Genomic DNA, 23,934 nt, shown 5'->3' on the forward strand with positions numbered 1-23,934 from the left:
TAAAATGATGATACACCAATAGATGGAGAGCCATTTCGCGTATTACACATTTCAGATATGCATCTTGAAAATATATCTGTTTTACCTTCTTAACTTTCTTCAATTCTGAATAATCAACCCATAGATTTAATTACTTTGACGCGTGATTTCCTAGATCGTGAGCGTACGATACCAAAACCACTGCCTTATTTACAAGTTTTGAATTTTATGGGCTTCGCATACTTTTCAGAATTCAGGAAGGGCTTTATTCTTCAACTTCAACGACGATATTGACGATAGAGGCATCGTGATCTTTGATGCGAAGCGGTGCTGTAAAGGCAGAAATGAGCTTTTTGCCGATCAATGGCTCTGGATTGATGTCTTCATAGATGAGCATCGTCGGTTCTTCATACTTTTCATGATCCAAGAAGGCATGGTGCACAAAATAGCCGTTTCCTTTTGCTTCTGTCAGGTTTTCAATGCTCAACGTATCAATGGCCACAGCTTTGCAGTTAGGCAATTTTGTTCGGATATATTCGGCGGCTTCCGGGGAGACAGCCGGGAAATTATTGGCGTATTTCTCGAAATCCGTATCCCGGTGTTTCCAATGACTCGTATTGAAGATTAGAATATCTGCTTCGTTCAGCTCTTCATATTCCTCTAACTTTTCAATGGTGATAAAGCCGTTAGGGCCTACCGGGCAATCGATTACCAAAGGCTTCCGATAGATAAAATCTTCAATAGGAATAGCGTCTATTCCCTTGCCATTATTCAAATGATGTCGCGGGGCATCAACATGGGTCCCGGCATGAAGATACATACTCAATACGCTGCCGTTCCAGTCATCTCCTTTGTTCAAGCGTTCTCTTGGTTCTAATTTCACATCAGGCAAACCTGGATAAACGGGCATTCCTTCATAAATTGGGTAACCAATTTCAACGTATTTTGACATACTGACACGCTCCCTATATTTTAGTTTTATTAGATCCCATATTTAATCGCGACATTTTTTACTTGTACGTAATTGCTCAAGGCAAGATGGCTTTTTTCTCTGCCAATTCCGCTTTTTTTGTATCCTCCAAAAGGCATTTGGACTCCTCCGGCAGCGCCGTAACAATTGATAAACACCTATCCCGCTTTTCAGAATTGGCACCATATCCGGATCTTACCGAACTCTAGACATTTTTATTCCTCTTTAGCATCTACTTTTGCATATCATCATCGAACTGTGAAGCAACTAATTACATCTGAAGTTCCTCTTGATTTTGAATGTCATACAAACAAAATCTTAGTGCTAATTTTCGTATAAAGGTATAATATTAGTATCTTAAAATCAAAGGAGTCTTGCCTTATGAGTCAAAGAGTTCCCTATTATGATATTGCACCTGATGGTATGAAAATTATGATGGATATGGAGAAGTACACTAAGCAGACTACAATTAATAGAACTACCAGAGAGTTAATCAAAATTAGAGCCTCTCAAATTAACGGTTGTGCCTTCTGTATAGATATGCATACATCTGATGCTCGTAAGATGGGTGAATCCGAACAACGCATTTATTGTTTAAATGCTTGGAATGAATGTTCTTTTTATACACCTGAAGAGAAAGTTGCTCTCGAACTATCTGAGCATATTACTCTAATCCCTACTAAAAGAGTTCCTGATGACTTATACAAGCGTGTCCGAGAACATTATGATGAAAAACAATATGTTGATCTAGTTCTTATTATTAATCAGATAAACAATTGGAATAGAATCTCTATTGCAATGGGCAATACACCAACAAAGATTTAACTTCTTAACGAACATCCTTTGGTGTTCGTTTTTTCATTTATTTTGTTGCACAGTTTGTGTCAAAAGCAACATTACACAGTCATTCTCTTATTGAACTAAACTGCCCTGTTAGTTCAATAAGAAAAAAGGCTTCACTCCTTATTGAAGTAAAGCACCAGTTAGTTGAAGAAAAAATGCGTTCTGTAAAATATCTATTCTATCGCTGAACGAGTGTGCTGCATGCACTCCTAGTAGACATAACACCCGGATTGGGAAGTATTCGATTTCATAACTCCATAAGAAAAGCTGCCATTTAAAGGCAGCAGGCTTCACATTTGTATATATACCAACTGACATAATGTTAAATAAAAAAATCGTCCGTTCTATCGGACGATTTTTTCTTATTGTGCTACTTCGCTGGCAATGCTTGATTCTGCTAAGCCAACTTCTTTAAGTACCTTATTTAATTCAGCTTCAGCCTCTTCAAATTTAGCATTTGCCTCATCTAATACAACGTCACCTTCTGCAGCTAATGCGTCTGCTTTCATTGTATAAGCTTCTTGAATTTTGTTTAATGCTGAGTCAATTGTTTCTTGATGATCTTTTAATTCAGCTGGAACTTCTAATTCTTCTACTTTAACCGCAGCATTTGCAGCAGCTGTTTTTGCAGCATCCCGCATTTTTTTAAGCTCAGCAGCTTCTGGAGGTGCTTCTACATCTATATTTTCATAAGCATTTAGATCTGCATCTACAGCATTAATAGATTGAGAGATTGATAAGTAAAACTTCATCATATCTCCAGCAGGGTTCGCTTTTTCTTCAGATATAGTTTCTTCAGATTTAGTTCCTTCAGTCGTTGTAACTTTTTTCTCTTCTTTGTCTTCAGTACAAGCTGCAAGAACTAAAGAAAGTGAAGCAATAAGCAATAATAGTTTTTTCATCATTCAATCTCCTTTAATCTTGGGAATATTTAGTTATATTATCACAGATAAACTCCCCTGTAAATGAATTACCAAATATTCAGTGTTTAGTAACGATTTATTCAAAGCTCATTGGCGAACGCGTTTCTAAACGGAAAGTATTACTTAGTATTTAACTGATCTTTTAATTCTCATATAATGCAAACTAAATCACAACGAATGAATCCATTTTAATCAATCTTTTTTAAAAATTTATGGTAATTAGCTAACCGTTTTTCTATTTGTATAATTGATAAATTTGGTGCATCGTAAAATGCAGTTATTTTTAGTTGTGGTCTTATACATTATTTTATTGATAGTCTCATGATAATTTCTTCGCCGATACGTCCTATTTGTCTCTCATTTGTATCTTCAAATCCTACTTTTAAATATAGTTTTTGTGCTGGAATATTATCTTTATCTACAACTAATACAATTTCATCACATTTAGGGAATTCTGATTTAACAAACTCAATCAGTAATGACATCCCTTGTTTAGCGTAGCCTTTTCCTTGCTCTGTATTATTAATTGAGAGAGCAGTTAATAACAAAGCGTTCAGATTAGTGGAGTATTTCTTTACTCGGTCATTTGAATTTAGTAGAAAGAAACCAACAGGTGTATTATCACTTAAAATAACAATACGATACTGTCCTTCTGTAACTTCCCCAAATTTGTTTGGTAATGCAGAAAATTGTTTTTGTTCTTCTGTAAGTACAAAAGAGTTCAATACTTTCATATACTCACTTGAAAAATGCTTTAGTTCGACACTGTTAAACTTTTCCATATAATAATTCCCCATTCATTTTTTCTATATCCTACCACTCTAAATGTAGTGATTACATCATTAAAGATAATTTATTTAACTATCCCTGTTGAACTAAACTGCCCCGTTAGTTCAATAAGAAAAGTGCTTTGCTTCCCTTATTGAAGCAATGCACTAGGTAGTTAAATAACCTATATTTGTTCTTGTTCTATTTTTAATGGTATTTTAAACTCTTCAAGATTTTCGACCAAATGATAAAAATCATCCACATCACCATCGGTATCAAAATACCATTCTGACGTTTCCAAACTTCTAAGTTCAAAATACAAATTCACAATGGAGTTGTTCCATCCCAGAATATTCGTTATCTTCATAGACAGAAAATTGTCTAACGAAATCAAAATAAAATAATTTTTCTCCTGTAAAATCGTATACTCCACATTGGAAGAGTAAAGCTATTTCCTCTTCTCCTTCAACTGGTTGTCTTCCAAACGATTTAAATTCATTCCAAACATTTGCTATATTAGTTGTATTTTCACCAATCTTCTCTTTGAGGAAATCTTCAGCATTTTGGACAGTAATCATATCGTCTCTCCATTAATCAACTTAGTATATCGTCCCTTTTGTACCAAATCTTTCTTCAACTAAACTGCCCCGTTAGTTCAAAAAAAGAGCTGAAATCAGCCCAATGTTCTTTAACTAAAGCACCTGCCGATATATTTTTACTCTTAATTGGGAAACTCTACTCTACCCATACTTTATATCTCTTAGGTTCATCTTCTGATGTATATACTTTTATTTCTTTTGCAGTAGCTAACCTAAAAGCCAATGCACAAGTAATTTTATAATCCGGAGTAATATAACCATTAAAGTTTCTACCATAAATTTCATTCACCAATGAAGCTGCCCATACATCAGGTGGTCCAGATAATGGAATCCTTTCGGTTTTTCATCCAGCAAAATAATTTGATAAGCATAGCAAAGCTAAAAAACGGAAAGAATAATAGCAACTAGAAGTCGAGGCGAGGAGTATTCTAAGATGAGTTTCTTTAAAAAAAATTCATTACACAATTATCATGTCAATGAAAGCGATCAACAACTTACTAGTGATATTAACAAAAATATACATACTATCCGAGAATATCTTTGTCAAACAGAAGACTTAATGGTTAAAGATATGATGTTTAATAACAAGGATTGCACTATTCTTTTTCTAGATTCGATGGTGAAAAAAGATTTTCTTCAATCTTCTGTTATAGGTCCTATATTGGAAATGAAATCAGGAGAAATTCAAAATGTAGTGAAGGCTACTGAATTGAAATGTTCTTCAAAAATTTCAGAAGTAGGGGCTAGTTTATTAGAAGGTTTCTGTACTATTTTATTAGAGGATGATGCGATTGCAAAGTCAGTCGCTGTAGGAGAAATTTCAGCGCGTACTATAGAAGAACCTGTTAATGAACGGAGTATTATAAGTTCTCATGATGGGTTTGTCGAAAATTTAGGTACTAATATTCTACTTTTGAGAAGGAGAATAAAAAGCCCTCAATTAAAAGTAAAATTTTTCACTTTAGGAAAACTTACAAATACGAAAGTAAGTATGGTGTTTATAGAAAATCTTGCAAATAAAAAAATTCTAGAAGAAGTTGAACGAAGAATTACTTCTATTGAAGTTGATCAACTACTTTCAATTGGCGAAGTAGAGGATTACATTGAGGACAATCCTTATACTCCTTTTCCTCAAATGTTGTCTACTGAAAGGCCTGATAGAGCTGCGTCGTACTTAACCGAAGGGAAAATCATATTACTTGTTGATGGTAGTCCTAGAATTTTAATTTTGCCAATTACTTTTTTTGCATTTTACCAATCGCCTGATGATTATAATAGTCGTTGGCTAGTAGGTTCTTTTTTTCGATTTATTCGCTTCTTTAGTTTTATCATTGCTATCAGTTTGCCGGCAATTTACATTGCCATCGTTTCTTTTCATTCTGAAGTACTTCCAATTGGAATTTTATATTCCATCAGGGTTTCATTAGAATACGTCCCCTTTCATCCTTTAATAGAAGCTTTTACGATGCAAATCATTCTTGAGTTACTAAAAGAAGCTTCCATTCGTTTACCTACTCCGATTGCTCAAACAATTGGTATTGTGGGGGGGCTTGTAATTGGGACAGCCGTAGTGGAAGCGAATTTAGTTTCAAATACGATGATTGTTGTAATTGGACTCACTGCCATAGCTTCATTCATAGCACCAGTAAATGAAATGGGAACCAGTGCTAGGTTATTGGGATTTCCTGTCATGATAGCCGCATCATTGTTCGGGTTTTTTGGAATTGTACTTGCATTAATGGTGCTCGTTATTCACCTTTGTAAATTAGAATCCTTTGGTATGCCTTACTTTGCGCCATTCGCACCTTTTAACATAGCGGACATAAAAGATACATTCGTGAGACTCCCTTTTTGGAAACTTAACACACGACCAACAGACTCCAAGCCCGTATACAAAAAACAACAATGGCATACACGGGGGTGGAAGAAGAAGTGATTACTGAAAAAATATCAATTACAAAGTTTCAGTTGTTTTTTGTATTAATTCAAAGTCAGATTGGTATTGGTCTTTTTTCTTTACCAAATGTTGTCCAAGAATCAGCAAAAGGGGACTCGTGGATATCGATCATTTTAGCAGGGATAATTGTCCAATTCTTGTTGGTTGTATATTGGTTATTATTAAAAAGATTTCCAAATGATACATTTACAAAAATAACCCAGAATATCCTTGGCGGTTTTTTGGGAAAAATATTAAATTTTATCTTTTACTTCTATTTTATTATGACCGGAAGTTTATTAACCATTCTAATGGTGAAAGTAATAAAATTACTATTATTGCCTTTAACGCCGAACTGGGCTATATCCTTGCTTTTATTAATCACCAGTATTTATTTGACCGTCAGCAATTTAAAAATAATAGCCAGATTTTTTGTTCTAGCTTCTACGCTGATAATCGTATTACTGTTTATTACTCTTTTTACTCTAATACTTCCGAAAGAGATTCAATTCATCCTTCCAATTGGGAGTTCAGGCATTAAAAACATTCTAATTGGCAGCAAGAGTGCATTATTATCGAAGTTGGGTTTTGAAGGATTATTGTTTTTATATCCCTTTATTATTCATAATAACAAAGGAGTATTAAAAACCATATCAATGGCAAATATCTTCGTCACAGGCTTCTACACCTATTTAGTCTTCATTTGTTTAATCAGTTTTAGTCCTGATCAAATGAATCAAATAAGAGAGCCAGTGTTATATCTTTTAAGGGGACTATCTTATAAAATGATTGATCACGTAGATTTGATTTTTCTCTCGATTTGGATTGTACCAATGACAACGTCAATTATTGCTTATTTATTCCTTGCAAGTAAAAGTATTAGTAATGAGAAAAAGTCTTATAAAAAGACTGTCGTGATAAATGGAATTCTTATATTTTTGATTTCACTTATTCCTCATACTGATGAAATCACGCTTCTTTTTAGCAAATATGTTACTTATTTAAGTTATGCCGTTGTCTTTGTCATTCCAGCTCTCTTATTAATTCTGTCAATCATATTTAAAAAGCATGAAACTGGTGATACAGCTTGAGAAACAGACTCTTACTAATTTTGATAATCATAAATATCTTTTTGGCAGGTTGTTGGGACCAACACCAGCTTGTTAATAAAACACTCGTAAACGGAATCAGTTTTGATTTAACAGAAGAAGGCAAAATACACGCTACAGTTCGAGCCTTGAATATAAAAAGTAAAGGAGGAGGACAATTTGAAATTGAAGATGAACTTGTGAGTGCTGAAAGACCTACTTTGGCGGGTTTAGGAATCGATATTAATAGCATGACAGCTGGGCAGGTGGATTTCAGTCAAGCACATATTATTTTAATCGGTGATGAATTGGCTCAAAATGGGATTCTTCAATTACTAGATCCTTTTTATCGAGGAAAAGACTCGAATATTGTAGCCAAAATTGCGATTACAAAAGGCAAAGCAGAAGATATCATATCTTCGGAAAAAGAAAAAAGCCCGATTGCATTCTTTATTTTACAAACGATTGAAGAAGCAGAGGAATCTACCTTATTACCAGAAGAAACTATTTTTACTGTATGGACAAACATTCTAACTACGGGCAAAGACTTTATCTTACCATATTTAGAAAAAGGAGAATCAGATAAAATTGCGATTGCTGGGGTAGCCCTTTTTAATGGAGATAAGTTTTCTGGAAAAACCTTATCAAAGGAGCAAAGCAGTTTATTATTACTATTACTCGATCAATTAAAAAAGACGAACAATATGGAACTCATGCTAAATCAAGCGAGTGAAGAAGATCGATCCATTGCTTTTTCTACACGGAAGATGAAAAGAAATATGGAGATAAAGGTAGACAAAACAAGTGGAGATATAACTTGTAACATAGATATTAGCATCCAAATAGAAGTGAATACCTATCCACAAAATCTCACTAAAGATTTAAATATAAAAAAATTAAATAAAGAAATTTCTGTAGAATTAACCAATCAGGCTAAGGAAGTAATAGCTATTCTTTTACAAGCAAATTGCGATGCATTTGGTATTGGAATGAGATTAGCTAATACACATCCTGACTTATGGAAGAAAATGAATTGGGATGAAGATTATAAAAATGTTCAAATAGAGCCAAAAGTAAATGTAAGTATTATAAAAACAGGTGCTGTCTATTAGACATTACCTGTTTTTATTTTTCAATAACGAAGAATTTCGGGACTTGGTAACTGTGGAACTCTCATCCCCTCCTCATGTTTGGTTGGTAAATTATCATCTAGTTCTTTCGAACGTTTGACGTGCATTGGATTGCCCATGACGAGTGGGATTCCATATTGGTCTAGGAAATAAGCTAAATTCATCCAGTAGTGACCCGTAGGTTCAATTCCAACAACTACTTCTGTCTTCTGAGTTTCTTTCATCGTTGAAGGCTCTTTTTCTTGCAAGCCTCCGGAAATCTTTCTAACAGGAATGCTGCCCCTATAGTTAGGATGCAACTTCTCTTCTATTACATATCATTTATGACGAAGTAAACTTCATTCAAATCTTGCCTTAGTATTTATCTCATCTTTAGCCCATCTTTATTTACGAGCATTATCATTATTGTTAGCAGATTAATAGTAATAATTTGTAAGTAGAGGAGAGCGTGGTGAAATATAGATGAGATCTCGAGAAACGAGAAAACAAAAGAGATTAAAAAGAGGAATTGTAAGCCTGTTTGGGTTAGTAATTGTATTCTCACTCATTTACCTTTTCATTGGAATGTTAAAAGATTTTGGAGATGTAAATGTAGCAAGAGGTTCAGTGAATGCACAGCAGCAAATAAAGAAACCGAAAAATGGCACCAAAGAGATAGCAAACGACGATACAAACCTTTCAAATGATATGAAACCACCTGTGGAGAAACCAAATGAAAAAAAAGAAAATAACCAAACTGATCCAATTAATCCAAACCCAGAAAGTGATGTAATTCAAACAAATAACAAACAACGCTCTGGCAAAAATCAGAAAGTCGTCTATTTGACATTCGATGATGGACCTAGTGAGTTGACACACCAATTTCTTGACGTATTAAATAGGGAACAAATAAATGCGACTTTCTTTATGGTTGGAGACCGTATAAATCGCTATCCCAATGAAGTGAAACGTGCCGTTACCGAAGGTAATTATGTCGGAGCTCACAGTATGACGCATGACTATCATAGCCTTTATAAAGAAAATCAATTTGTACTAGAAATGCAACAAACAATCTCCATTATCAAACAAGTGACAGGTGAAGATACCACTTTAGTACGCGCCCCTTATGGATCGAAACCAGGTTTGAATTTAGGACTTCGCAATGATTCAGTTGAAGCAGGATTTAAAATTTGGGATTGGAGTGTGGATACACAGGATTGGAGGGATTCTGTTAACTCTTCAAAAGTTGTAAATGAAGTAAGAAGGCAAACAACAAAAAATATTGAAGTCATTTTATTCCATGAAAATCAATCGACTTTGGACGCACTTCCAGAAATTATTAACTATTTAAGAACCGAAGAATATGAAATTAAGGTATATAATCCCGAAGAACATTTCCCATTAAATTTCTGGGACGATGGGCGTCTTTAAAATGGATAATCTACATACTCATATCTAAAATATTGATTTTATCGCCATTAACAACAATTAGACTTTTAAAATCTAGAAGATAGTTATTAAAATTAGGGGGAATATTCATGCGAAAGAGAAAGAATAAGAACGGATATATTTTTTTATTAGTAATGGCATTTATAGTGGTATTTTCTATCATAAAACTTCAAGGTAATGGAATGATGGGAAATAATGAAGGTTTAGCTAAAGAATCTTCTGTAAAGATTGTGAATTCAGCTGAAGCATCTTCTGAAAATAAAGTAAAAACTACTACAAAGATCTTAACAGGTAAAACAATCGTAATTGATCCCGGTCATGGCGGAGGGGATATTGGTGCAAGTGGACAGAATGGAACAATTGAAAAAGATGTAACATTAACAATGTCTAAAAATATTCAAAATAATTTAGAGGAACGTACTGGTGCTACTGTTATTTTAACCCGTAAAGACGATGTGAAAGTATCACTTGAAGATCGTGTGAAAGTTGCAGAAGAAGAGAATGCAGATCTGTTCGTTAGTATACACTTTGATGCCTTTTTTACAAATGATGTTGAAGGCATTACAACTTATTATAATAATACGGACGAGCCTATAGCGAAATTAATACATGAAAATATATTTAAAAATGGACTAGATGCTAGAAATCGTGGAGTAAGATTAGGAGACCTTTATGTATTAAGAGAAAACTCAAGACCAGCCATCTTACTTGAGCTTGGGTTCATCTCAAATTCAAAAGATGAAGCGCGTATGACTTCAGAAGAGTTTCAAAAAAACACGGCAAATTCAATTGTTGATGGAATAATCGATTCTTTAAGATAAGTAATATTTAAACCACATATAAAAAAATAAGAAGTTAATGTCTATAAAAAATAATCAAAAATACTTCTGAACTGCATTGACAAGACTAATTGGATTTTAAAAAAATTAAACAATAACGGCAAGTATCTTTATGGTAAGTTAATCGGTAATCTTTTGGTTTAAAATTCCACAAAATACAAAAACTTTATTTCCAATTGACACCTTCTTGACTTCATCTTAACATTGTCCGGTGATAATCATTTTGTAAGACAAATAAAACAATGAAATGAGGGATATTAAAATTTCACAGAAGTTAAAAAACTTTATTTCCAATTGATATCGTCTTGGTTTCATCTTTACATTGTCCAATTATAATCGTTTTTGTAAGGCAAATAAAACTATGAAATGAGGAATTTAAATGGGTAAAAAGAATTTATTCACTGTACTTAGTATTTCAACAGCATTATTAGTAGGAACTGGAAGTGCCTATGCTACACAAAATCAGAAAGATGTGTCAGTAAAAGCGGTACAAATAGTTAAATCGAATGAAATAACAAAACAAGAAGTAAAAGTACAAGAAAGCAAAAAAATACCAACTCAATATAGTTTTACTGATGAGGCTTTTTTCACATGGGATGGTCAGCCTGATTACTTTGCGAATGAGTTTTTAAATAATCAAGACCTATTTTCTTTATTAAATATGAATGGTGCAGAATTAATACAAGAATTAGCAACTGGAAAATCGGTTGATGAAATTGCATCATCTAAAAATGTTTCTACACAACAAGTGATTGAGGTCATTGCGAAAGCACAAACTATCGTGCAGATTCAAGGTGAAGATAATGGAGAAGTTCCTAAAAACTCTGCTTCAATGGAACAACGTTTAAAAGATATTGAACCGAAAGTATTACAAGTAATTGAGCACAAAAGTAATTGAGCACAGAACTGAAACACCTTGGAAGTAATATTCTGTTTCACCGCTTTACCGATTTAAGAAAATTCGAATATTAAAATCTTAAGTAAAACAAGAAAGCCTCCTCTTTTTGACTGGGAACTGACCCCATAGTTTGAGACAAATAAAAACACCTTAAGTTGAAAAACAGGTATGTAATACCTAAAGACAACTTGGAGGTGTTTTTATATGGATACAATAGTAAGTTATCCAGCAGAAGTTAAAAAGAGCAAGTGAATTAAGATAACTGAGTACCTATAAAACCAAATAAACACAAATCAAAACATGGGTGAGATTTGATCCCTGTCTCATAGCAGTTCGCTAGGAGGACGCTCTTTCTTTCATACCACATTTAATAACAGTCATCTACTTCAAATGAAAGATTGGATGGTAACGTGATGTTTAAATACAGTACATTTCAAAGATTCATATTTAAATAAAAGTAGAATAGTACTCCATCTGAAGTATTCATGACACCACACTTCACACCATGTAGATTTAATATATTTTTCGAAATGGCAAGGCCTAATCCAGTACTACCTTCTGATCGTTGTCTAGACGTATCACCTCGATAGAATCGTTCCCAAACCTTTTCTAATTGGTCAACTGGAATATGCGACCCTTTATTTTCCACGCAAACTTTTACCTGCTCATTCTCTACGATGGTCGAAATATAGATATGCTCATTCAAAGGCGTATAACGGATTGCATTTGTAATGTAGTTCGTAATGACTTGTTCGATAAGATGTTGATTTGCTAAAACTTTTATTGAATTCAATTCTTTATGAATGGTTAATTGCTTTTTCTCTATTTCTAAATGTAATTCATGACAAATATGCTCAATTACTTTGTCTAAATAAAAAGATTCCATTTTCATTCTGTACGTTCCGGACTCGTACTTTGCTAGTTCAAGCATATCAATAATTAAACGATCCATCTTGTCGACTTCTTTTTCCATCGCTTCAAAGTAGTAATCCTTCTTATGACTAGCAACACCGTCTCTCAGGATCGAAATACAACTTTTCATAATACTTAGTGGGGTCTTCAATTCATGTGAGACACTTGAGATAAATTCTTTTCTAGTATTCTCTAACTGTTTTTCTTTTTCAATGTCTTGCTGTAGCTGAGTAATGTGCGAATGTAGTGTATCCGATAGTAAATTTATATTCTGAGATAAATCGCCTATTTCATCTTTAGAGTAATATTCAATTCGTTCTGAAAAATCTAAGCCTGCAATTTTTCTAGTTGAATTGTTGATTTTTAATAATGGTCTTGCAATTTTGATTGAATAGTAAAAAGAAGCCAAAATAGTTAGTAGTAACACAAAAGCTATCAAATATATAAAATAATCGTTGACCATTTGTGCAGCTTCATCTACAGGTTGTAAGGAAGCCATTGAAAAGATATAACTGATGTTCCCATTTTTTTCTTTAACCGGATCAATGAATAGCTTATATTTTATTCCATTTTGCTCATAATCAAGCGTTTTGATCGTTGTGAAATGATTTTCTTCATTAAACAATAAATCTGTTTGGAATTCACTAATACGCTCCATAAATAAGCTATTACTATAGATGATACTGGAAACATCATTTTGATCAGGAAATCGTACATTCTGTATGATTCCTTTTGATTGACTGATTTGAAAATTAGAATGATATTGAGATTGATATTTAATTGTTAATGCTATTTTATCTTGCAGATTAAATTCTTTATGATGATCCATTTGGAATTCCTTATCAAGTTTTGTCCAAATAAATTGATTTACCAAATATGAATCATTCTGTGCCAAATATAGATAAAACGGGATTATTATATTATTTTTTTCAATCGTATAAAGATCCACTTCCTCTCCTATTATAATGGTTGGAGTATCTTTATAAACATCTTCTCCTTTTAATAAATGATACAGTGGAATCGTTACGAATTGATTTGAATTTTTAGCGTCACTTATTTTAATTTCTGCATAATAATCATTTGAAGATATAATATTTCCATTTTGATCCAATGTGGTTATCCATGTATTGTGAGTACGATAAAAATCTTGCTCTAATTGCTGGATGGATTGCACATTTCCATTACTTTTTAAGTATTGTTTCTCAAATGATTTGATACTTGATTTCAAATCATTTACTTTCTGATTTTCATAGTATTGCTTAAAGAAGATGGTCTGACCAATATAAATTGTACCTGTAATTAACAAACATAACGTTGTTGTTAATAAAAATAATTTTAAAACAATACCGAATTTCATAAACTCTCCTCAAACTTATATCCTGTTCGAATAATCGTTGAAATCAGTTTTGATTTGCTTCCTAATTTCGCTCGTAAATTACGAATATGTGTATTGATCGTTCGATCATCACCAAAGTAGTCATGTCCCCAAATCTTATATAAGAGTTGTTCTCTTGTAATCACGATTCCTTGATTTTGCATTAAATATGTTAAGATTTCAAATTCGGTATGTGTTAAATTAATATTTACTCCTTCTACCTTTACTAACCTTGAAGAAAAATCTACTGTAATACCATTTTTAGTTAAAGTATCTATTGATCCTTCATTCAATCGATATCGACTTTCAAGTAAACGTTTGACTCTTGCTAATAAAATTGGTGGACTATATGGCTTTGTGACATAATCATCAGCACCTAGCTCAAACCCAAGTAATGTATCATCCTCATCAATACGTGCAGTTAACATGATGATTGGAACATTTGATCCCTTACGGATTCTTCTACAAACAGTCCATCCATCTACTTTTGGCAACATGATATCAAGAATAATTAGATGAAAAGCATGTTTTTGAAATGATTCTAATGCTTGTTCACCGTCAATGGCTTCAACCACCTCATAACCCTCGTTTAGGAAATAATCTTTCACAATTTCACGTAAAATAGTCTCATCTTCTACTATTAAAATTTTGTACTGCATTATCAATTCACACTCTCTTTCAATGCTCCTTATTCTTAGATTCTATCCAATAACTCTTCGATTACTCCATTACTTAAATGAATAAATCGTTCCTATTAAGAACGGGAGTAGATTTAAAAGAGAAAAAACTGGAAATAAGAAAAATGTTGCAACTTTACCATTGTTATTTAATTGTTTACCAATGGTAATGTACTAACTTCTTTCAATATTTGAGTTTCAATAAATTTAATTTTTAATTCTGTTTCAAAAAAGTATAGCCTGACGAAATAAAGATTAGGTAAAGATACCGAATAAAAGTTTACGATCTCAAAAAATAAATAGTCCATTTTGTCATGGCTTCAGCAACCTTCTGGTGAGCTAATTAGCTGCTCATTGATCTTAAACTCAAGCACCATTAGTTGATTAAGCACTTATGCTTCTTTACTTCTCATTCTAAACCCGTTCGCTAACCTTGACTCTCCAAATCATATGATCATACCCCTCGTCCCAATAATCCTTTAACAAGTAATCAGGTTCTCCAAACTTCTTTTTCCATATTTTTTGTGCACTAGTATATCCACTATCTAAACAAAATTCTTCTATGCCTTTATTCTGTAAAGTAAAATACATTTTATTTAATAGCAAATTCCCTACCCCAATCCTCTGGTAGTCAGGAAGAACAAATACCGTACCTATTTCAATTAGCTCTTTGAAAGTATTGTTTGTACAATCACTAATGAGATCGCTTGCTGGGCCGTATTCAATTGAACCAATAATTTTATCACCATCTAAAGCAATCAAAAAATATCTTTTTTCACCATTGCTTTCAAAATCACTTTCTAAGTATTTTTTCTTAACTTTAATTTCATCATTAATATCATCCGACTTCTCCACTATACCTTCCTTATTAAACGTATCAATAATAACAATTCTAAAAAATTCATTTAACTGTTTAATGTCCTCAATACTTGGCCTTCTAATCACCACATTAATCACCTAAAACCCTCCCAACTCCTATTCACTTGAAACGAAATTGCAGTAATCCTTTTTAAAGTGTCCTGCCTCGTTAGTTGAATAAGAAAAAGAGCTGCTTAAGCAGCCCGATAATCTTTAACTAAAGCACCCGATAGTTGAATAAATAACATTGTCAAATTCCAAAAAAGTTATGTCTCTCTACTTTACAAACTCTGAGAGAAAAGTTTTTATACCATTCAGATTTCCCTTTATTTTGTGCTACTCTATGGGCTGAAATTTCCTTCCATTCTTTTATGGATTGTAAAGAATCCCAATACGAAACAGTAATTCCTAGTCCTTCATCCCGTGCATCTTCGACACCTAAAAATCCATTCTGCTGAGAAGCTAATTCCACCATTTTATCCGCCATTCTGCCGTAACCATTATCTCCTTCAGTTCTTTGTGAAGAAAAAATCACTGCGTAATAAGGTGGTTCAGGAGTTTTCGCAATTCCACTCATATGTAAGTCCCCTTAGAAATTTATTTTTCATTAATATAAAAAATTCCAGCATAATCTCAGGTCTTATTATTGAACTAAACTGCCCCGTTAGTTAAATAATAAATGCTTTAATCTATGCACCTGTTAGGGGAAAACGCACTTTTCTAAAAGGATGGAAAAATAGCATCCAACAAGAAAATTAATAATACGATTATAGCGAGAATAGTAAACTCTTTTTTATCGAAATTTTTATCTTCGCTGTATTTTTGTTTAATACTCCTATATTTAGCCTGTACCTTTTTTTGTATATGTTTTTTATCTTCTGACATCAAAACAGACTCCTTTCCATTTTCAATCGTCACCTCTGAATTTTTATTTATATTCCTTTCATTCTATACCTTGTGAATAAAAACCTTCTTAAACTAACCTGCCCCGTTAGTTGAATAATAAAAAGGCTTTACCCCTTATTGAAGTAAAGCCTCCGTTTGTTTACGTACATTTCTTCACAAAAATGAACTACCTCCCTCTAAATCCATTGCCAAAAAATTACCAAATCCCACTAAACCACCACCCAATAAGAATGAGACTCGCTCCACCCCAAACTGTGGTTCCCACTATCCACCAAACTATGGATTTAGTTGAACTTTTCTTACTTTCCATATTTCTTATTATAAAAGTGAGCTTACTATCCATATTTTTTTTCATAGAAGCGAGAACAATAAATCCGATTATGATGAAACCAACAGTTATCCAAAGTAATAAATCCAATTTTTTAATACACCCCCTTTTTGTGAATTACTTTCCTAACTTGCTGCGTAACTTAAGAACTTCCCTTCGCAATTTCTATTATATTTTAAACAAAAATATCCAATTATCTTCGTAGAAAGTCTTCTTGTTGCTTTGGAATAAAGTTTGATTAAAAAGTACCACTAAAACCCATATTTTACAATAAATTAAAAGAATCCATTTTGAAAGAAATTGTTCAAAATGGATTCTTTTTCAGCAGATTTAAGTCTGGTTTTATAAAAAAGTTTGATCTTTTTCTGTCTGTGTTGTTCCACAATCGCGCCCTTTAATGGAGTAACAAGGACTTCCGCTTTTGCATACTTCAATATTCTCCTTTAATTACAAAAAACGAGCCCCGAATTGTTCCAGCTAGTTTAGACTTCTGCCTAGCAAACTTAAACTTCCCTTCTAACTCGTTTGGTACCTCCATCCCCTCAGAAAGCTTAAAACCAACGGCCCGCTTCCTAGGGCCATCAACCGTATACATGACGTTGACCACAAGACCATCCTCATAAATGACGTAAGCAAATTTGATATTTTCCAGTTGAAAACGCGACGTTTCTAAAGGTTGGGCCGCAAACTCAATATCACGATCTTCTTTCAAAATTCGGTTCACATAATCAAGGGTCTCCTGGCCTTCGCTAGCTGGTACAACCGTAAATTCATGCTTGTATTTGTTCATAAAGTAACGGGCTTCATTAGCACGTAAACCAGCAAGCGCCTCTACTACAGGTGAAGATTCTAAACCAACCGTAGACACATTTTTAAAATCAACGATATAGGACATTTCCATCTCTCCTTTTATCTTTTTATTTCCTAACAACAGGAATCCACATTTCACCAAAAACTAAGCCGTTTCGCTGCCCCATCTCAACCGTTGCATTTGGCCCACCAACATAGGCAAAATTCTTTGCTTCTGGCAAGACTTGACCGAAGGCAAGGCCAACAAGCTTATTATTCAATTCATCAGCCGTCTTACCTTCCCCATTAACAACTAGGTATTCCCCTTTAGGAAATTGGATTACTCTGGCTTCTTCTGGTGCCGATGCCTCTGTCATGACGCCAGCATAATGCATCATCTTGTTATTCACTGCTTCGTTCACGGCAAAAATGTAGTCATTTGTGGCTATGGCTTTTAAAGAGTCAAGCCTTCCATCTTGGCTGAAGGCTTGCCAAAAGTCTGACTTTTCCTTGTTTATGCCAGCAAAGTCTGTGTAATCGCTCTTAAGCTCAGTTCCAAAACCTAAAACGGTAAAGCTGTCTTTTTCTTCTAAGGTATAATCTGCCATATTCAAAACCTTCCTCTTTTTTATATTTATCAAATGAATTGTCTTCTTCACTTGATAGGTTTATGATAGCCTTAAATCATGTCAAAAAATGATACTGTTTAGGAGTCACGATGAAAAAAGTTGAACGGATTAATATCATTATGCGGTATATCAACAACCGCGCCCACTTTACAATTTCTGAAATCATGCGAGAATTTAACATCTCTCGTTCGACAGCTATTAGAGATATCAGAGAAATTGAGGCCATGGGGATGCCACTTGTCGCTGAAGTTGGAAGGGATGGGGGTTATTTTGTCATGCACAACTCTGTCCTGCCCGCTGTTCGCTTTACCGATAATGAGGTCAAAGCTCTTTTTATTGCCTTTATGGCCACAAGAAATCAACAACTTCCCTATCTAAAGAGTCGTCAGTCTTTAGCTGAAAAATTACTAGGCCTCATCTCAGAAAACCAGCAAAATGACCTTGTTCTTTTAAATCAAATCTTGCTTTTTGAAGGGACCAACCCCAATAATCCCGACCTACTTGATCTTTCAGACCTCCCCCATCCCATGTTAGAAAAACTCATCCAAATCCTTCTTTTGGATAGCTATTTATTGATTACCATCAAAGAAGAGAAGGTAATAAAGTCTTATCCAATTTATCTCTTGCACCTTTATCATGAAAAAAGCCTTTGGCTGATTGAAGGCTTTGACTTAAAGGAAGAAAAGAAGCAGATTTTTCCTGTCGAGCATCTCACCAATGTCAAACCTTACCCGACGAAAAAAAGATTAAGTAAGAAAAAGATTTTAGAAAAACTAAGTAAGCAGGAAGAAGTAATCAACCTTGTCCTTGAACTTGGTCCAAAAGCGATTGCCCAGTTCAAAAAATACCATCCTTTAAAAGTTTCAATTTCCTATACGAATCCTTACCAAACCACAGCCATTCTAAAGACTTTTATCAATGTTAATAAGCCCGAAGAAGTGACCGAAATAACAAATTGGCTACTTTTCCTAGGTGGGGATATCAAGGTCAGGGAAGTGCCAGAAGAAGTCTTGGAAGGTTTACAGGAGAGATTATGCTTATACTGCCCATAAAATGTATCAATCAAGGAAACAGCGTTACTGCATGGTGAGTTTTTTGACATCGAAGCAAAAAGACGATCGTTGGAAAACCTAACTATAGTCTTTAGTTGTCCTTATTCAACTAAAGCATCCGTTAGTTGAATAAGAACAGAGACACTTCTTAAACATTCGCGCCCGTTTGCAGAATCACCGTATACAAATTATCCCCCAAATCCAAATAAAACCATAAGCAACAGTGGTAAAGCTAATCCAATAACAAGAAGAATTATTACTAAAAATCCTATATATTTGAGAATTCCCTTCTCCTTTGTCTTAAAGGCACAAATGCCCGAGATAATACCGCCTACCATAAGTATAATTCCAAAGATAAAAAGTATCCCAATAACGATTTTTTCTATAAAAGTCGGATTTTTAGATATAAAATAGCTAACTCCAAATGCAATTACTCCTATAATACTGAAAGCAAGTGACCATTTACTCTTCTTTTGTGTAGCCAATAATTTCACCCCTCATACCCCGATTGTTGAACACAAGTTATACAACACTGTTCAACTAACCTGCCCCTTTACTTTAATACGTTTGAAACGAATAAAAGCTCCAACTTTAAATAAATTTTCCATATATATAATTATCAAAGAGACGGAAAAGGTAAGATCTTTTTCCGTCTCTTTTAATGATATTTAATAAGGACCTAATGAAAGGTCCTTTTGTTGTGTTCAATATTCAAGCGTTCATCTAAAACCAACTCAACACTGTAGCAGTTAAACCACAGATTACCATAGCAACTGCTAACATAATATACCTCGAGAAATCCCTCTCCCATTTTTGTAGAAAGTTCTCTTGCTTATTTTTTGCTTTATCAAATTCTTTCTTGAACTTAAATAGTTGTATTAGTAAATAAATACCTAAACAAATTGCGATTAGACCAAAAAACACTCTTAACAATTCCATAACCTTTTTTCACCACCATTTTCGCGATGAGTCCATCATATGTACAACTATATTTAAAAAAGTTTCATTTAGCATTGGCAAATTATCCTTTGTTCTCTTTTTAACTATGTTTAATTAGAATACTTAACAGAATTCCGGAAAATCTACGGTTACACTACGCAATTTAAGTTAACTGGAATTAGTTATCTACATTAGTGGTGATTTCATTTTTCATTAAAGCAGCTTCATTTTCACTAATCTCTCTAATTTTCACTTTTTCATCAATTAAGTCATTAAGAGCTTTATTAAAATTCGCTTCAGATTCTAATCGATCTTTTTCCCTCTCCAACCACTCAATAGAAGTACGTCGTTTTAAAATTACATTTTCAACAAAGTGATTAAATTTCTCCTGTGCTTCGGAACGTAAATGAACAGAAAATAGGATTATATTATATGGCCACTCTTTATTTTTTTTATAAGAGGAATCAAAAAATAGGGTTTTCTCGTCCTCTGAATAATCATCGAAGTATATATCCCACTCTCCCTGGTCATTTTTATATCCAATTGCCTCGATACCCTCATCTTCATTGTCTTCAAAGTAATAGCTAATATGCCAATGGCGCCCTTTCAAATGCTCCTTTATTTCTTCAGAATCAAGACTAGTAGCAGTTTCTATATCAATTATTTCCATCCCTTCTAGTAGGTCTTTGCTTTGAATAGGTAATGGCTTTGGAAGGTCTTCATTGTCATATAAGATCCCAGCTAAAGAAAAGGCAAGTTGCTTTTGGGCTTCTTTTATCGCTTCAAGTCTGGTTGTTCCTACTGCTAATGGATATTCCCAGCCATCTTCAGGAAATAGATTAGGAAAATATATACCAAAATCCCCTTCTTTGTGTTGTTTAATACATGCTTGATAGACTAGTTTTTTGTATTCCATTCTTACAATGTCCTCTTCTCCATAAGTATTTTTCGAGTTTTAATCCAATATCTATGTAAAAATCATAAATTAGTAGATTCAGATTGTATCTAAAATCTCTTTAGCGATTTCATTAAGTTCTTCGTACAGTTCACTTTCTGTAGGTGCCTCGGCAACTCTGGTTAGATACTCTTTAAATTGCATTCTAGACTCTATAGGCAAGTAGTTGACTAAATGATTTAATATAAAATACTTCCAACTATCATCATCTGATAATGTTAATACATTTTGCACATGGGGAACAATTTCTTCTGGGAAGGTCAATAGTAGTTCCAATACGCCTCGTGCCACTGGCCAATTCATATCTTGGATCCATTCGAGAAGGCTAGGCAACAATGGTAATACTTGAGCTCTATCCATTTTTTTAATCATTTCAACTCTTTCATCATCAGTTTTATGTCGTGGCAGAAAATCTTTAAAGCTTCCCAGATGTATCACTCCATTTCAATTGTAAGCATGACGCTAATATCTGTTGAGTCAACCATTATTCCAGAGCTTAATCACTGATTATATCTGCTTGAATTCTTTTAGCTATATAGTCCACTCTCTTCATAATTATTGTCCAAAGATGAGCATGCAAAGTAAAAGTAAAATGAGTTTAGTAGCTTGTTAGCCCCAGTATGAATATTAGAACTGTAAGACAATAAACAGAACGCCTATTCCAAAGCTTGAAAGATAGACCCAACTTTTTTCTTTATGCAAATAAGTTTCTAATCCTTCGATAATGAAACTCACTCCTACTAAAATGAATGTTAGACGAACATAAAAGCCTTCAAAATTATTGATGATTCCCATTAACAAAACAAATCCAATTAACATTACCATCAGGACATTAATGAATATAAAAGGTTTTGTGCTTTTATATTTTCTCTTCTCAAAAAACAATCCCATTTAAAAACACATCCTTAACTTTTTTTCAATCTATATCTCCAAGCTATCCCATTGATAGATTGGAGATAGTATCAAACTCAATATTATCAGGTGGACCATTGCCATCTCGGGTAATAATATTCAGGAGTTAACCAAGGGTATTATTTTAGCTAAAACAATACCCGAAGAGTAAAATGACGAATAGTGTTCACTCCCCTTCCTAGGGTCATTTCGCAAACCAATATTTTACGACAGACAAAAAGAAGCCATTTTGAAAAAAGATTGAAAATGGCTTCTTAATTTGTTATTAGTTATTTCGTTTTTTATAAAAAAGTTTGAGCTTTTTTTAGTGGTCCTTATTCAACTAAAGCACCCATTAGTTCATTAAGGATCACTATTTTTCATTTACTTTCTTTTTCCAATACATTAAATCAGAAAATGCCAATCCAATTGATACACCCAAAGGAGTACCTAAATCCCAAACATCCATTTCCGAACGTCTGAAAAAATAAGAAAGAAGATAGTGCAATGCACTTAAAGAAATAAACCAAATAATAAACGTAAAAAACCTTTTTCTTATTTGAATACAATTTAATTTCCTTGTATTCGCAATAACTAAAAAGATGAAGAACAAACCATATAGAAGAAGATAAATTACATATCCTATAATAAATTTAAGAGATAGCGAAGTATCAATATCCTTATATATTATAAATATCGTAAGTATGGTTCCTGTCAAAAAAGCAGTAAACAAAATTAAGTTTAACGACATATATTTCTTCATCTTTTACCCCTTACCTTTAAAGTCTAGATACTGTTTGATTGTCTCAAAATATCAGAACTTATGTATTGGTAACTAATTCCTTATTGAACTAACCTGACCCGTTAGTTCAATAAGGAGCGTACTAATAACGGGGAAGGTTAATTAGAGAGGAAAATCAACACGCGTCTTTAACCGAGCCTTTCGGAAGTGAGTGTATGAAGCATGCATGCTGGGTTGAAATAACCCCCGCAGGTAATCGCACCCTGATTTATTTGTATTAGAAACACATAACATTACTAGCGTTTTTATAATTGTCTAGAGAATGTGTTGCTCAGATACGCGACAATTAATATTAGCTATTTACTTCCTTTATCTCATAACTTTTGCCTTTATTAATCGATCACTAATTAATAAGTTCAACATCATGAAAATGAAAATAAGAACAAACGATGCAGCAGCGATAATCAATATTGTTTCGTCCTTTAAATTTGAAAAACGGTAAAAATAATCAGGTATGAACAATAACGTTGGTATCCAAATGGCTGAAAAAGTCTTACCCCAAAAGGCTAATAAGATAAAAACTGCTACGCAAATTACTATAATGCCCAAGGTTACTATAGGGCTAGCTTTGTAGAACGGTTCTACTAGAAAGTTACTTCCTAACAAAAGAAGGATGAATAATGCAGTAACACTTGAACTGGCAATGATTCCAATAAAGAAGAGTTTCTTTGATGAATATTGATTTTTCCCAGCTTTTTGGAGCAAAAAAACATAAATGAGTAGTCCAATTACTGAAATTATTGGAAACCCAATTAATTGAACAATGTTCAATTCAAATTCACCCCTAATTGCCGGTCCCATAATAAAATAAGCAATAATCCCTAAAAAGTATATCGGAATGTTTTTCACAATACTTATATAATCTGTTTTCATCTCAAGCTTGATGGAGTCCATATAAGCTTCAGGAGTACCCCCGACTATTTCATCTATACTCTTTCCACGCTTTTCAGATTCAATTAAATGATCACGCAATTCTTCTGTTACTTCTTTCACTTCGTTTTCATTTTTCCCTGAAGTGAGTAAGTACATTCGAAGGTTATCAATGAAATTCACACTTTTTGTTGTTAGCATTTATTCCACTCCTTTGTTTATGTCATTATCAAATAAAGCATGCACTGCCTGAGAAAGTTCTTTCCACCTTGCATGGTAATCAGCTAGTTCATCTTGCCCTGCTTCGGTGATTGTATAGTATTTTCGGTTCGGTCCATTTGGTGAAGCTTTCATTACTGTTGTGACCAGATTTTCTTTCTGCATCCTCATTAAAACAGGATAAATACTCCCTTCACTGACCATATTGAAACCAAAATCTTCTAATTTCTCAATCATTTCATATCCATACGTCTCTCCGCGTTTGATAATCGCCAACAAACAACCTTCCAAGATTCCTTTCAACATTTGGGTGGACGTAGCCAATAAACTC

29 protein-coding genes and 2 pseudogenes are annotated in these 23,934 nt (G+C 33.6%); 8 read left to right on the plus strand and 23 right to left on the minus strand.

The window, feature by feature from the left end:
- Positions 1-244: 244 nt before the first annotated feature.
- Positions 245-931 (minus strand): cyclase family protein, encoded by a 687-nt coding sequence (locus MHH33_RS13030; protein WP_342541971.1) that lies wholly within the window; start codon positions 929-931, stop codon positions 245-247.
- A 29-nt stretch (positions 932-960) separates the two neighbouring features.
- Positions 961-1,119, minus strand: a pseudogene (locus MHH33_RS13035) (aldehyde dehydrogenase family protein); the annotation flags it as partial.
- A gap of 211 nt (positions 1,120-1,330) precedes the next feature.
- Here MHH33_RS13035 and MHH33_RS13040 point away from each other — a divergent pair.
- Positions 1,331-1,774 carry a carboxymuconolactone decarboxylase family protein gene (locus MHH33_RS13040; protein WP_342541972.1) on the plus strand — a complete coding sequence of 148 codons (444 nt, stop codon included), beginning with the start codon at positions 1,331-1,333 and terminating at the stop codon, positions 1,772-1,774.
- A gap of 138 nt (positions 1,775-1,912) precedes the next feature.
- Here MHH33_RS13040 and MHH33_RS13045 read toward each other — a convergent pair whose 3' ends face one another.
- The 4 genes from MHH33_RS13045 to MHH33_RS13060 all read right to left on the minus strand — a co-directional run bounded on the left by MHH33_RS13045 (position 1,913) and on the right by MHH33_RS13060 (position 4,061).
- Positions 1,913-2,110 carry a hypothetical protein gene (locus MHH33_RS13045; protein ID WP_342541974.1) on the minus strand — a complete coding sequence of 66 codons (198 nt, stop codon included), beginning with the start codon at positions 2,108-2,110 and terminating at the stop codon, positions 1,913-1,915.
- 44 nt (positions 2,111-2,154) lie between these two features.
- Positions 2,155-2,697, minus strand: a complete 543-nt coding sequence (locus tag MHH33_RS13050) for a hypothetical protein (RefSeq protein ID WP_342541975.1) — start codon at positions 2,695-2,697, stop codon at positions 2,155-2,157.
- A 320-nt stretch (positions 2,698-3,017) separates the two neighbouring features.
- Positions 3,018-3,497 (minus strand): GNAT family N-acetyltransferase, encoded by a 480-nt coding sequence (locus tag MHH33_RS13055; RefSeq protein WP_016427939.1) that lies wholly within the window; start codon positions 3,495-3,497, stop codon positions 3,018-3,020.
- A 297-nt stretch (positions 3,498-3,794) separates the two neighbouring features.
- Entirely contained in the window at positions 3,795-4,061 is a 267-nt protein-coding gene (locus MHH33_RS13060; protein ID WP_342541976.1) for a hypothetical protein, read from the minus strand.
- Positions 4,062-4,515: 454 nt separating this feature from the next.
- Between MHH33_RS13060 and MHH33_RS13065 the strand changes: the two genes are divergently transcribed.
- From MHH33_RS13065 to MHH33_RS13075, 3 genes are read left to right on the plus strand one after another with little or no spacing between them, the layout of a single operon-like run.
- On the plus strand, positions 4,516-6,018 hold the full coding sequence (locus MHH33_RS13065) for a spore germination protein (RefSeq protein WP_342541977.1): 1,503 nt from the start codon (positions 4,516-4,518) through the stop codon (positions 6,016-6,018).
- Positions 6,003-7,109 (plus strand): endospore germination permease, encoded by a 1,107-nt coding sequence (locus MHH33_RS13070; protein WP_342541978.1) that lies wholly within the window; start codon positions 6,003-6,005, stop codon positions 7,107-7,109. The genes MHH33_RS13065 and MHH33_RS13070 overlap by 16 nt, the downstream gene beginning before the upstream one ends.
- Complete coding sequence (locus tag MHH33_RS13075) at positions 7,106-8,218, plus strand: Ger(x)C family spore germination protein (RefSeq protein ID WP_342541979.1); 1,113 nt, start codon at positions 7,106-7,108, stop codon at positions 8,216-8,218. The genes MHH33_RS13070 and MHH33_RS13075 overlap by 4 nt, the downstream gene beginning before the upstream one ends.
- Before the next feature lie 71 nt (positions 8,219-8,289).
- On the opposite strand, the pseudogene MHH33_RS13080 reads toward MHH33_RS13075, so the two are convergent.
- Positions 8,290-8,445: pseudogene (locus MHH33_RS13080) on the minus strand (transposase); the annotation flags it as partial.
- A gap of 253 nt (positions 8,446-8,698) precedes the next feature.
- On the opposite strand from MHH33_RS13080, the gene MHH33_RS13085 reads away from it, so the two are divergent.
- The 3 genes from MHH33_RS13085 (at position 8,699) to MHH33_RS13095 (ending at position 11,401) form a co-directional block, all read left to right on the plus strand.
- Positions 8,699-9,646: a polysaccharide deacetylase family protein gene (locus MHH33_RS13085; protein WP_342541980.1), complete on the plus strand. Its 948-nt coding sequence runs from the start codon at positions 8,699-8,701 to the stop codon at positions 9,644-9,646.
- A gap of 107 nt (positions 9,647-9,753) precedes the next feature.
- On the plus strand, positions 9,754-10,485 hold the full coding sequence (locus MHH33_RS13090) for an N-acetylmuramoyl-L-alanine amidase (RefSeq protein WP_342541981.1): 732 nt from the start codon (positions 9,754-9,756) through the stop codon (positions 10,483-10,485).
- 397 nt (positions 10,486-10,882) lie between these two features.
- Positions 10,883-11,401: a hypothetical protein gene (locus MHH33_RS13095; protein ID WP_342541982.1), complete on the plus strand. Its 519-nt coding sequence runs from the start codon at positions 10,883-10,885 to the stop codon at positions 11,399-11,401.
- Between the two features lie 433 nt (positions 11,402-11,834).
- Here the strand turns inward: MHH33_RS13095 and MHH33_RS13100 are convergent, their stop codons facing one another.
- The 9 genes from MHH33_RS13100 to MHH33_RS13140 form a co-directional block, all read right to left on the minus strand.
- Entirely contained in the window at positions 11,835-13,670 is a 1,836-nt protein-coding gene (locus MHH33_RS13100) for an ATP-binding protein (RefSeq protein ID WP_342541983.1), read from the minus strand.
- Positions 13,667-14,347 carry a response regulator transcription factor gene (locus MHH33_RS13105; protein WP_016427949.1) on the minus strand — a complete coding sequence of 227 codons (681 nt, stop codon included), beginning with the start codon at positions 14,345-14,347 and terminating at the stop codon, positions 13,667-13,669. Before MHH33_RS13105 ends, MHH33_RS13100 begins: the two co-directional genes overlap by 4 nt.
- A gap of 432 nt (positions 14,348-14,779) precedes the next feature.
- Entirely contained in the window at positions 14,780-15,322 is a 543-nt protein-coding gene (locus tag MHH33_RS13110; protein WP_342541984.1) for a GNAT family N-acetyltransferase, read from the minus strand.
- 151 nt (positions 15,323-15,473) lie between these two features.
- Complete coding sequence (locus tag MHH33_RS13115) at positions 15,474-15,800, minus strand: antibiotic biosynthesis monooxygenase (protein WP_342541985.1); 327 nt, start codon at positions 15,798-15,800, stop codon at positions 15,474-15,476.
- Positions 15,801-15,943: 143 nt separating this feature from the next.
- Positions 15,944-16,108, minus strand: a complete 165-nt coding sequence (locus tag MHH33_RS13120) for a hypothetical protein (protein ID WP_342541986.1) — start codon at positions 16,106-16,108, stop codon at positions 15,944-15,946.
- 217 nt (positions 16,109-16,325) lie between these two features.
- Positions 16,326-16,547 (minus strand): hypothetical protein, encoded by a 222-nt coding sequence (locus MHH33_RS13125; protein ID WP_342541987.1) that lies wholly within the window; start codon positions 16,545-16,547, stop codon positions 16,326-16,328.
- A gap of 185 nt (positions 16,548-16,732) precedes the next feature.
- Positions 16,733-16,891: a hypothetical protein gene (locus MHH33_RS13130; protein WP_342541988.1), complete on the minus strand. Its 159-nt coding sequence runs from the start codon at positions 16,889-16,891 to the stop codon at positions 16,733-16,735.
- The gene (locus MHH33_RS13135) at positions 16,888-17,352 is read right to left on the minus strand and encodes a phage tail protein (RefSeq protein WP_342543776.1); all 465 of its coding nucleotides are present in this window, start codon (positions 17,350-17,352) and stop codon (positions 16,888-16,890) included. The genes MHH33_RS13130 and MHH33_RS13135 overlap by 4 nt, the downstream gene beginning before the upstream one ends.
- 22 nt (positions 17,353-17,374) lie before the next feature.
- A complete protein-coding gene (locus MHH33_RS13140) occupies positions 17,375-17,854 on the minus strand; it encodes a GyrI-like domain-containing protein (protein WP_342541990.1) in 480 nt (159 codons plus the stop codon).
- Between the two features lie 110 nt (positions 17,855-17,964).
- Here MHH33_RS13140 and MHH33_RS13145 point away from each other — a divergent pair, with 110 nt between their 5' ends.
- On the plus strand, positions 17,965-18,927 hold the full coding sequence (locus MHH33_RS13145) for an HTH domain-containing protein (protein ID WP_342541991.1): 963 nt from the start codon (positions 17,965-17,967) through the stop codon (positions 18,925-18,927).
- Between the two features lie 188 nt (positions 18,928-19,115).
- Here the strand turns inward: MHH33_RS13145 and MHH33_RS13150 are convergent, their stop codons facing one another.
- From MHH33_RS13150 to MHH33_RS13180, 7 genes are all read right to left on the minus strand, one after another.
- A complete protein-coding gene (locus tag MHH33_RS13150) occupies positions 19,116-19,412 on the minus strand; it encodes a hypothetical protein (RefSeq protein ID WP_342541992.1) in 297 nt (98 codons plus the stop codon).
- 632 nt (positions 19,413-20,044) lie between these two features.
- The gene (locus MHH33_RS13155) at positions 20,045-20,782 is read right to left on the minus strand and encodes a type II toxin-antitoxin system HicB family antitoxin (protein WP_342541993.1); all 738 of its coding nucleotides are present in this window, start codon (positions 20,780-20,782) and stop codon (positions 20,045-20,047) included.
- A gap of 78 nt (positions 20,783-20,860) precedes the next feature.
- Positions 20,861-21,259: a DUF5071 domain-containing protein gene (locus MHH33_RS13160; RefSeq protein WP_342541994.1), complete on the minus strand. Its 399-nt coding sequence runs from the start codon at positions 21,257-21,259 to the stop codon at positions 20,861-20,863.
- A 189-nt stretch (positions 21,260-21,448) separates the two neighbouring features.
- A complete protein-coding gene (locus MHH33_RS13165; RefSeq protein WP_016427962.1) occupies positions 21,449-21,712 on the minus strand; it encodes a hypothetical protein in 264 nt (87 codons plus the stop codon).
- A 373-nt stretch (positions 21,713-22,085) separates the two neighbouring features.
- Positions 22,086-22,475 (minus strand): hypothetical protein, encoded by a 390-nt coding sequence (locus MHH33_RS13170; protein ID WP_016427963.1) that lies wholly within the window; start codon positions 22,473-22,475, stop codon positions 22,086-22,088.
- A 348-nt stretch (positions 22,476-22,823) separates the two neighbouring features.
- Positions 22,824-23,585: a hypothetical protein gene (locus MHH33_RS13175; RefSeq protein ID WP_016427964.1), complete on the minus strand. Its 762-nt coding sequence runs from the start codon at positions 23,583-23,585 to the stop codon at positions 22,824-22,826.
- A complete protein-coding gene (locus MHH33_RS13180) occupies positions 23,586-23,909 on the minus strand; it encodes a PadR family transcriptional regulator (protein ID WP_036659785.1) in 324 nt (107 codons plus the stop codon). It abuts the gene before it with no gap.
- Positions 23,910-23,934: the final 25 nt, after the last annotated feature.

This window comes from Paenisporosarcina sp. FSL H8-0542, assembly GCF_038632915.1.
Taxonomy (GTDB): Bacteria; Bacillota; Bacilli; order Bacillales_A; family Planococcaceae; genus Paenisporosarcina.

Coding starts and splice junctions, on each gene's coding strand:
- MHH33_RS13050 (WP_342541975.1), bottom strand. CDS start 2,697: ATGATGAAAAAACTATTATTGCTTATTGCTTCACTTTCTTTAGTTCTT.
- MHH33_RS13165 (WP_016427962.1), bottom strand. CDS start 21,712: ATGGGATTGTTTTTTGAGAAGAGAAAATATAAAAGCACAAAACCTTTT.
- MHH33_RS13060 (WP_342541976.1), bottom strand. CDS start 4,061: ATGATTACTGTCCAAAATGCTGAAGATTTCCTCAAAGAGAAGATTGGT.
- MHH33_RS13030 (WP_342541971.1), bottom strand. CDS start 931: ATGTCAAAATACGTTGAAATTGGTTACCCAATTTATGAAGGAATGCCC.
- MHH33_RS13120 (WP_342541986.1), bottom strand. CDS start 16,108: ATGTCAGAAGATAAAAAACATATACAAAAAAAGGTACAGGCTAAATAT.
- MHH33_RS13095 (WP_342541982.1), top strand. CDS start 10,883: ATGGGTAAAAAGAATTTATTCACTGTACTTAGTATTTCAACAGCATTA.
- MHH33_RS13170 (WP_016427963.1), bottom strand. CDS start 22,475: ATGAAGAAATATATGTCGTTAAACTTAATTTTGTTTACTGCTTTTTTG.
- MHH33_RS13055 (WP_016427939.1), bottom strand. CDS start 3,497: ATGGAAAAGTTTAACAGTGTCGAACTAAAGCATTTTTCAAGTGAGTAT.
- MHH33_RS13105 (WP_016427949.1), bottom strand. CDS start 14,347: ATGCAGTACAAAATTTTAATAGTAGAAGATGAGACTATTTTACGTGAA.
- MHH33_RS13040 (WP_342541972.1), top strand. CDS start 1,331: ATGAGTCAAAGAGTTCCCTATTATGATATTGCACCTGATGGTATGAAA.
- MHH33_RS13145 (WP_342541991.1), top strand. CDS start 17,965: ATGAAAAAAGTTGAACGGATTAATATCATTATGCGGTATATCAACAAC.
- MHH33_RS13140 (WP_342541990.1), bottom strand. CDS start 17,854: ATGGCAGATTATACCTTAGAAGAAAAAGACAGCTTTACCGTTTTAGGT.
- MHH33_RS13090 (WP_342541981.1), top strand. CDS start 9,754: ATGCGAAAGAGAAAGAATAAGAACGGATATATTTTTTTATTAGTAATG.
- MHH33_RS13085 (WP_342541980.1), top strand. CDS start 8,699: ATGAGATCTCGAGAAACGAGAAAACAAAAGAGATTAAAAAGAGGAATT.
- MHH33_RS13045 (WP_342541974.1), bottom strand. CDS start 2,110: ATGTCAGTTGGTATATATACAAATGTGAAGCCTGCTGCCTTTAAATGG.
- MHH33_RS13135 (WP_342543776.1), bottom strand. CDS start 17,352: ATGTCCTATATCGTTGATTTTAAAAATGTGTCTACGGTTGGTTTAGAA.
- MHH33_RS13065 (WP_342541977.1), top strand. CDS start 4,516: ATGAGTTTCTTTAAAAAAAATTCATTACACAATTATCATGTCAATGAA.
- MHH33_RS13180 (WP_036659785.1), bottom strand. CDS start 23,909: ATGTTGAAAGGAATCTTGGAAGGTTGTTTGTTGGCGATTATCAAACGC.
- MHH33_RS13155 (WP_342541993.1), bottom strand. CDS start 20,782: ATGGAATACAAAAAACTAGTCTATCAAGCATGTATTAAACAACACAAA.
- MHH33_RS13115 (WP_342541985.1), bottom strand. CDS start 15,800: ATGAGTGGAATTGCGAAAACTCCTGAACCACCTTATTACGCAGTGATT.
- MHH33_RS13175 (WP_016427964.1), bottom strand. CDS start 23,585: ATGCTAACAACAAAAAGTGTGAATTTCATTGATAACCTTCGAATGTAC.
- MHH33_RS13100 (WP_342541983.1), bottom strand. CDS start 13,670: ATGAAATTCGGTATTGTTTTAAAATTATTTTTATTAACAACAACGTTA.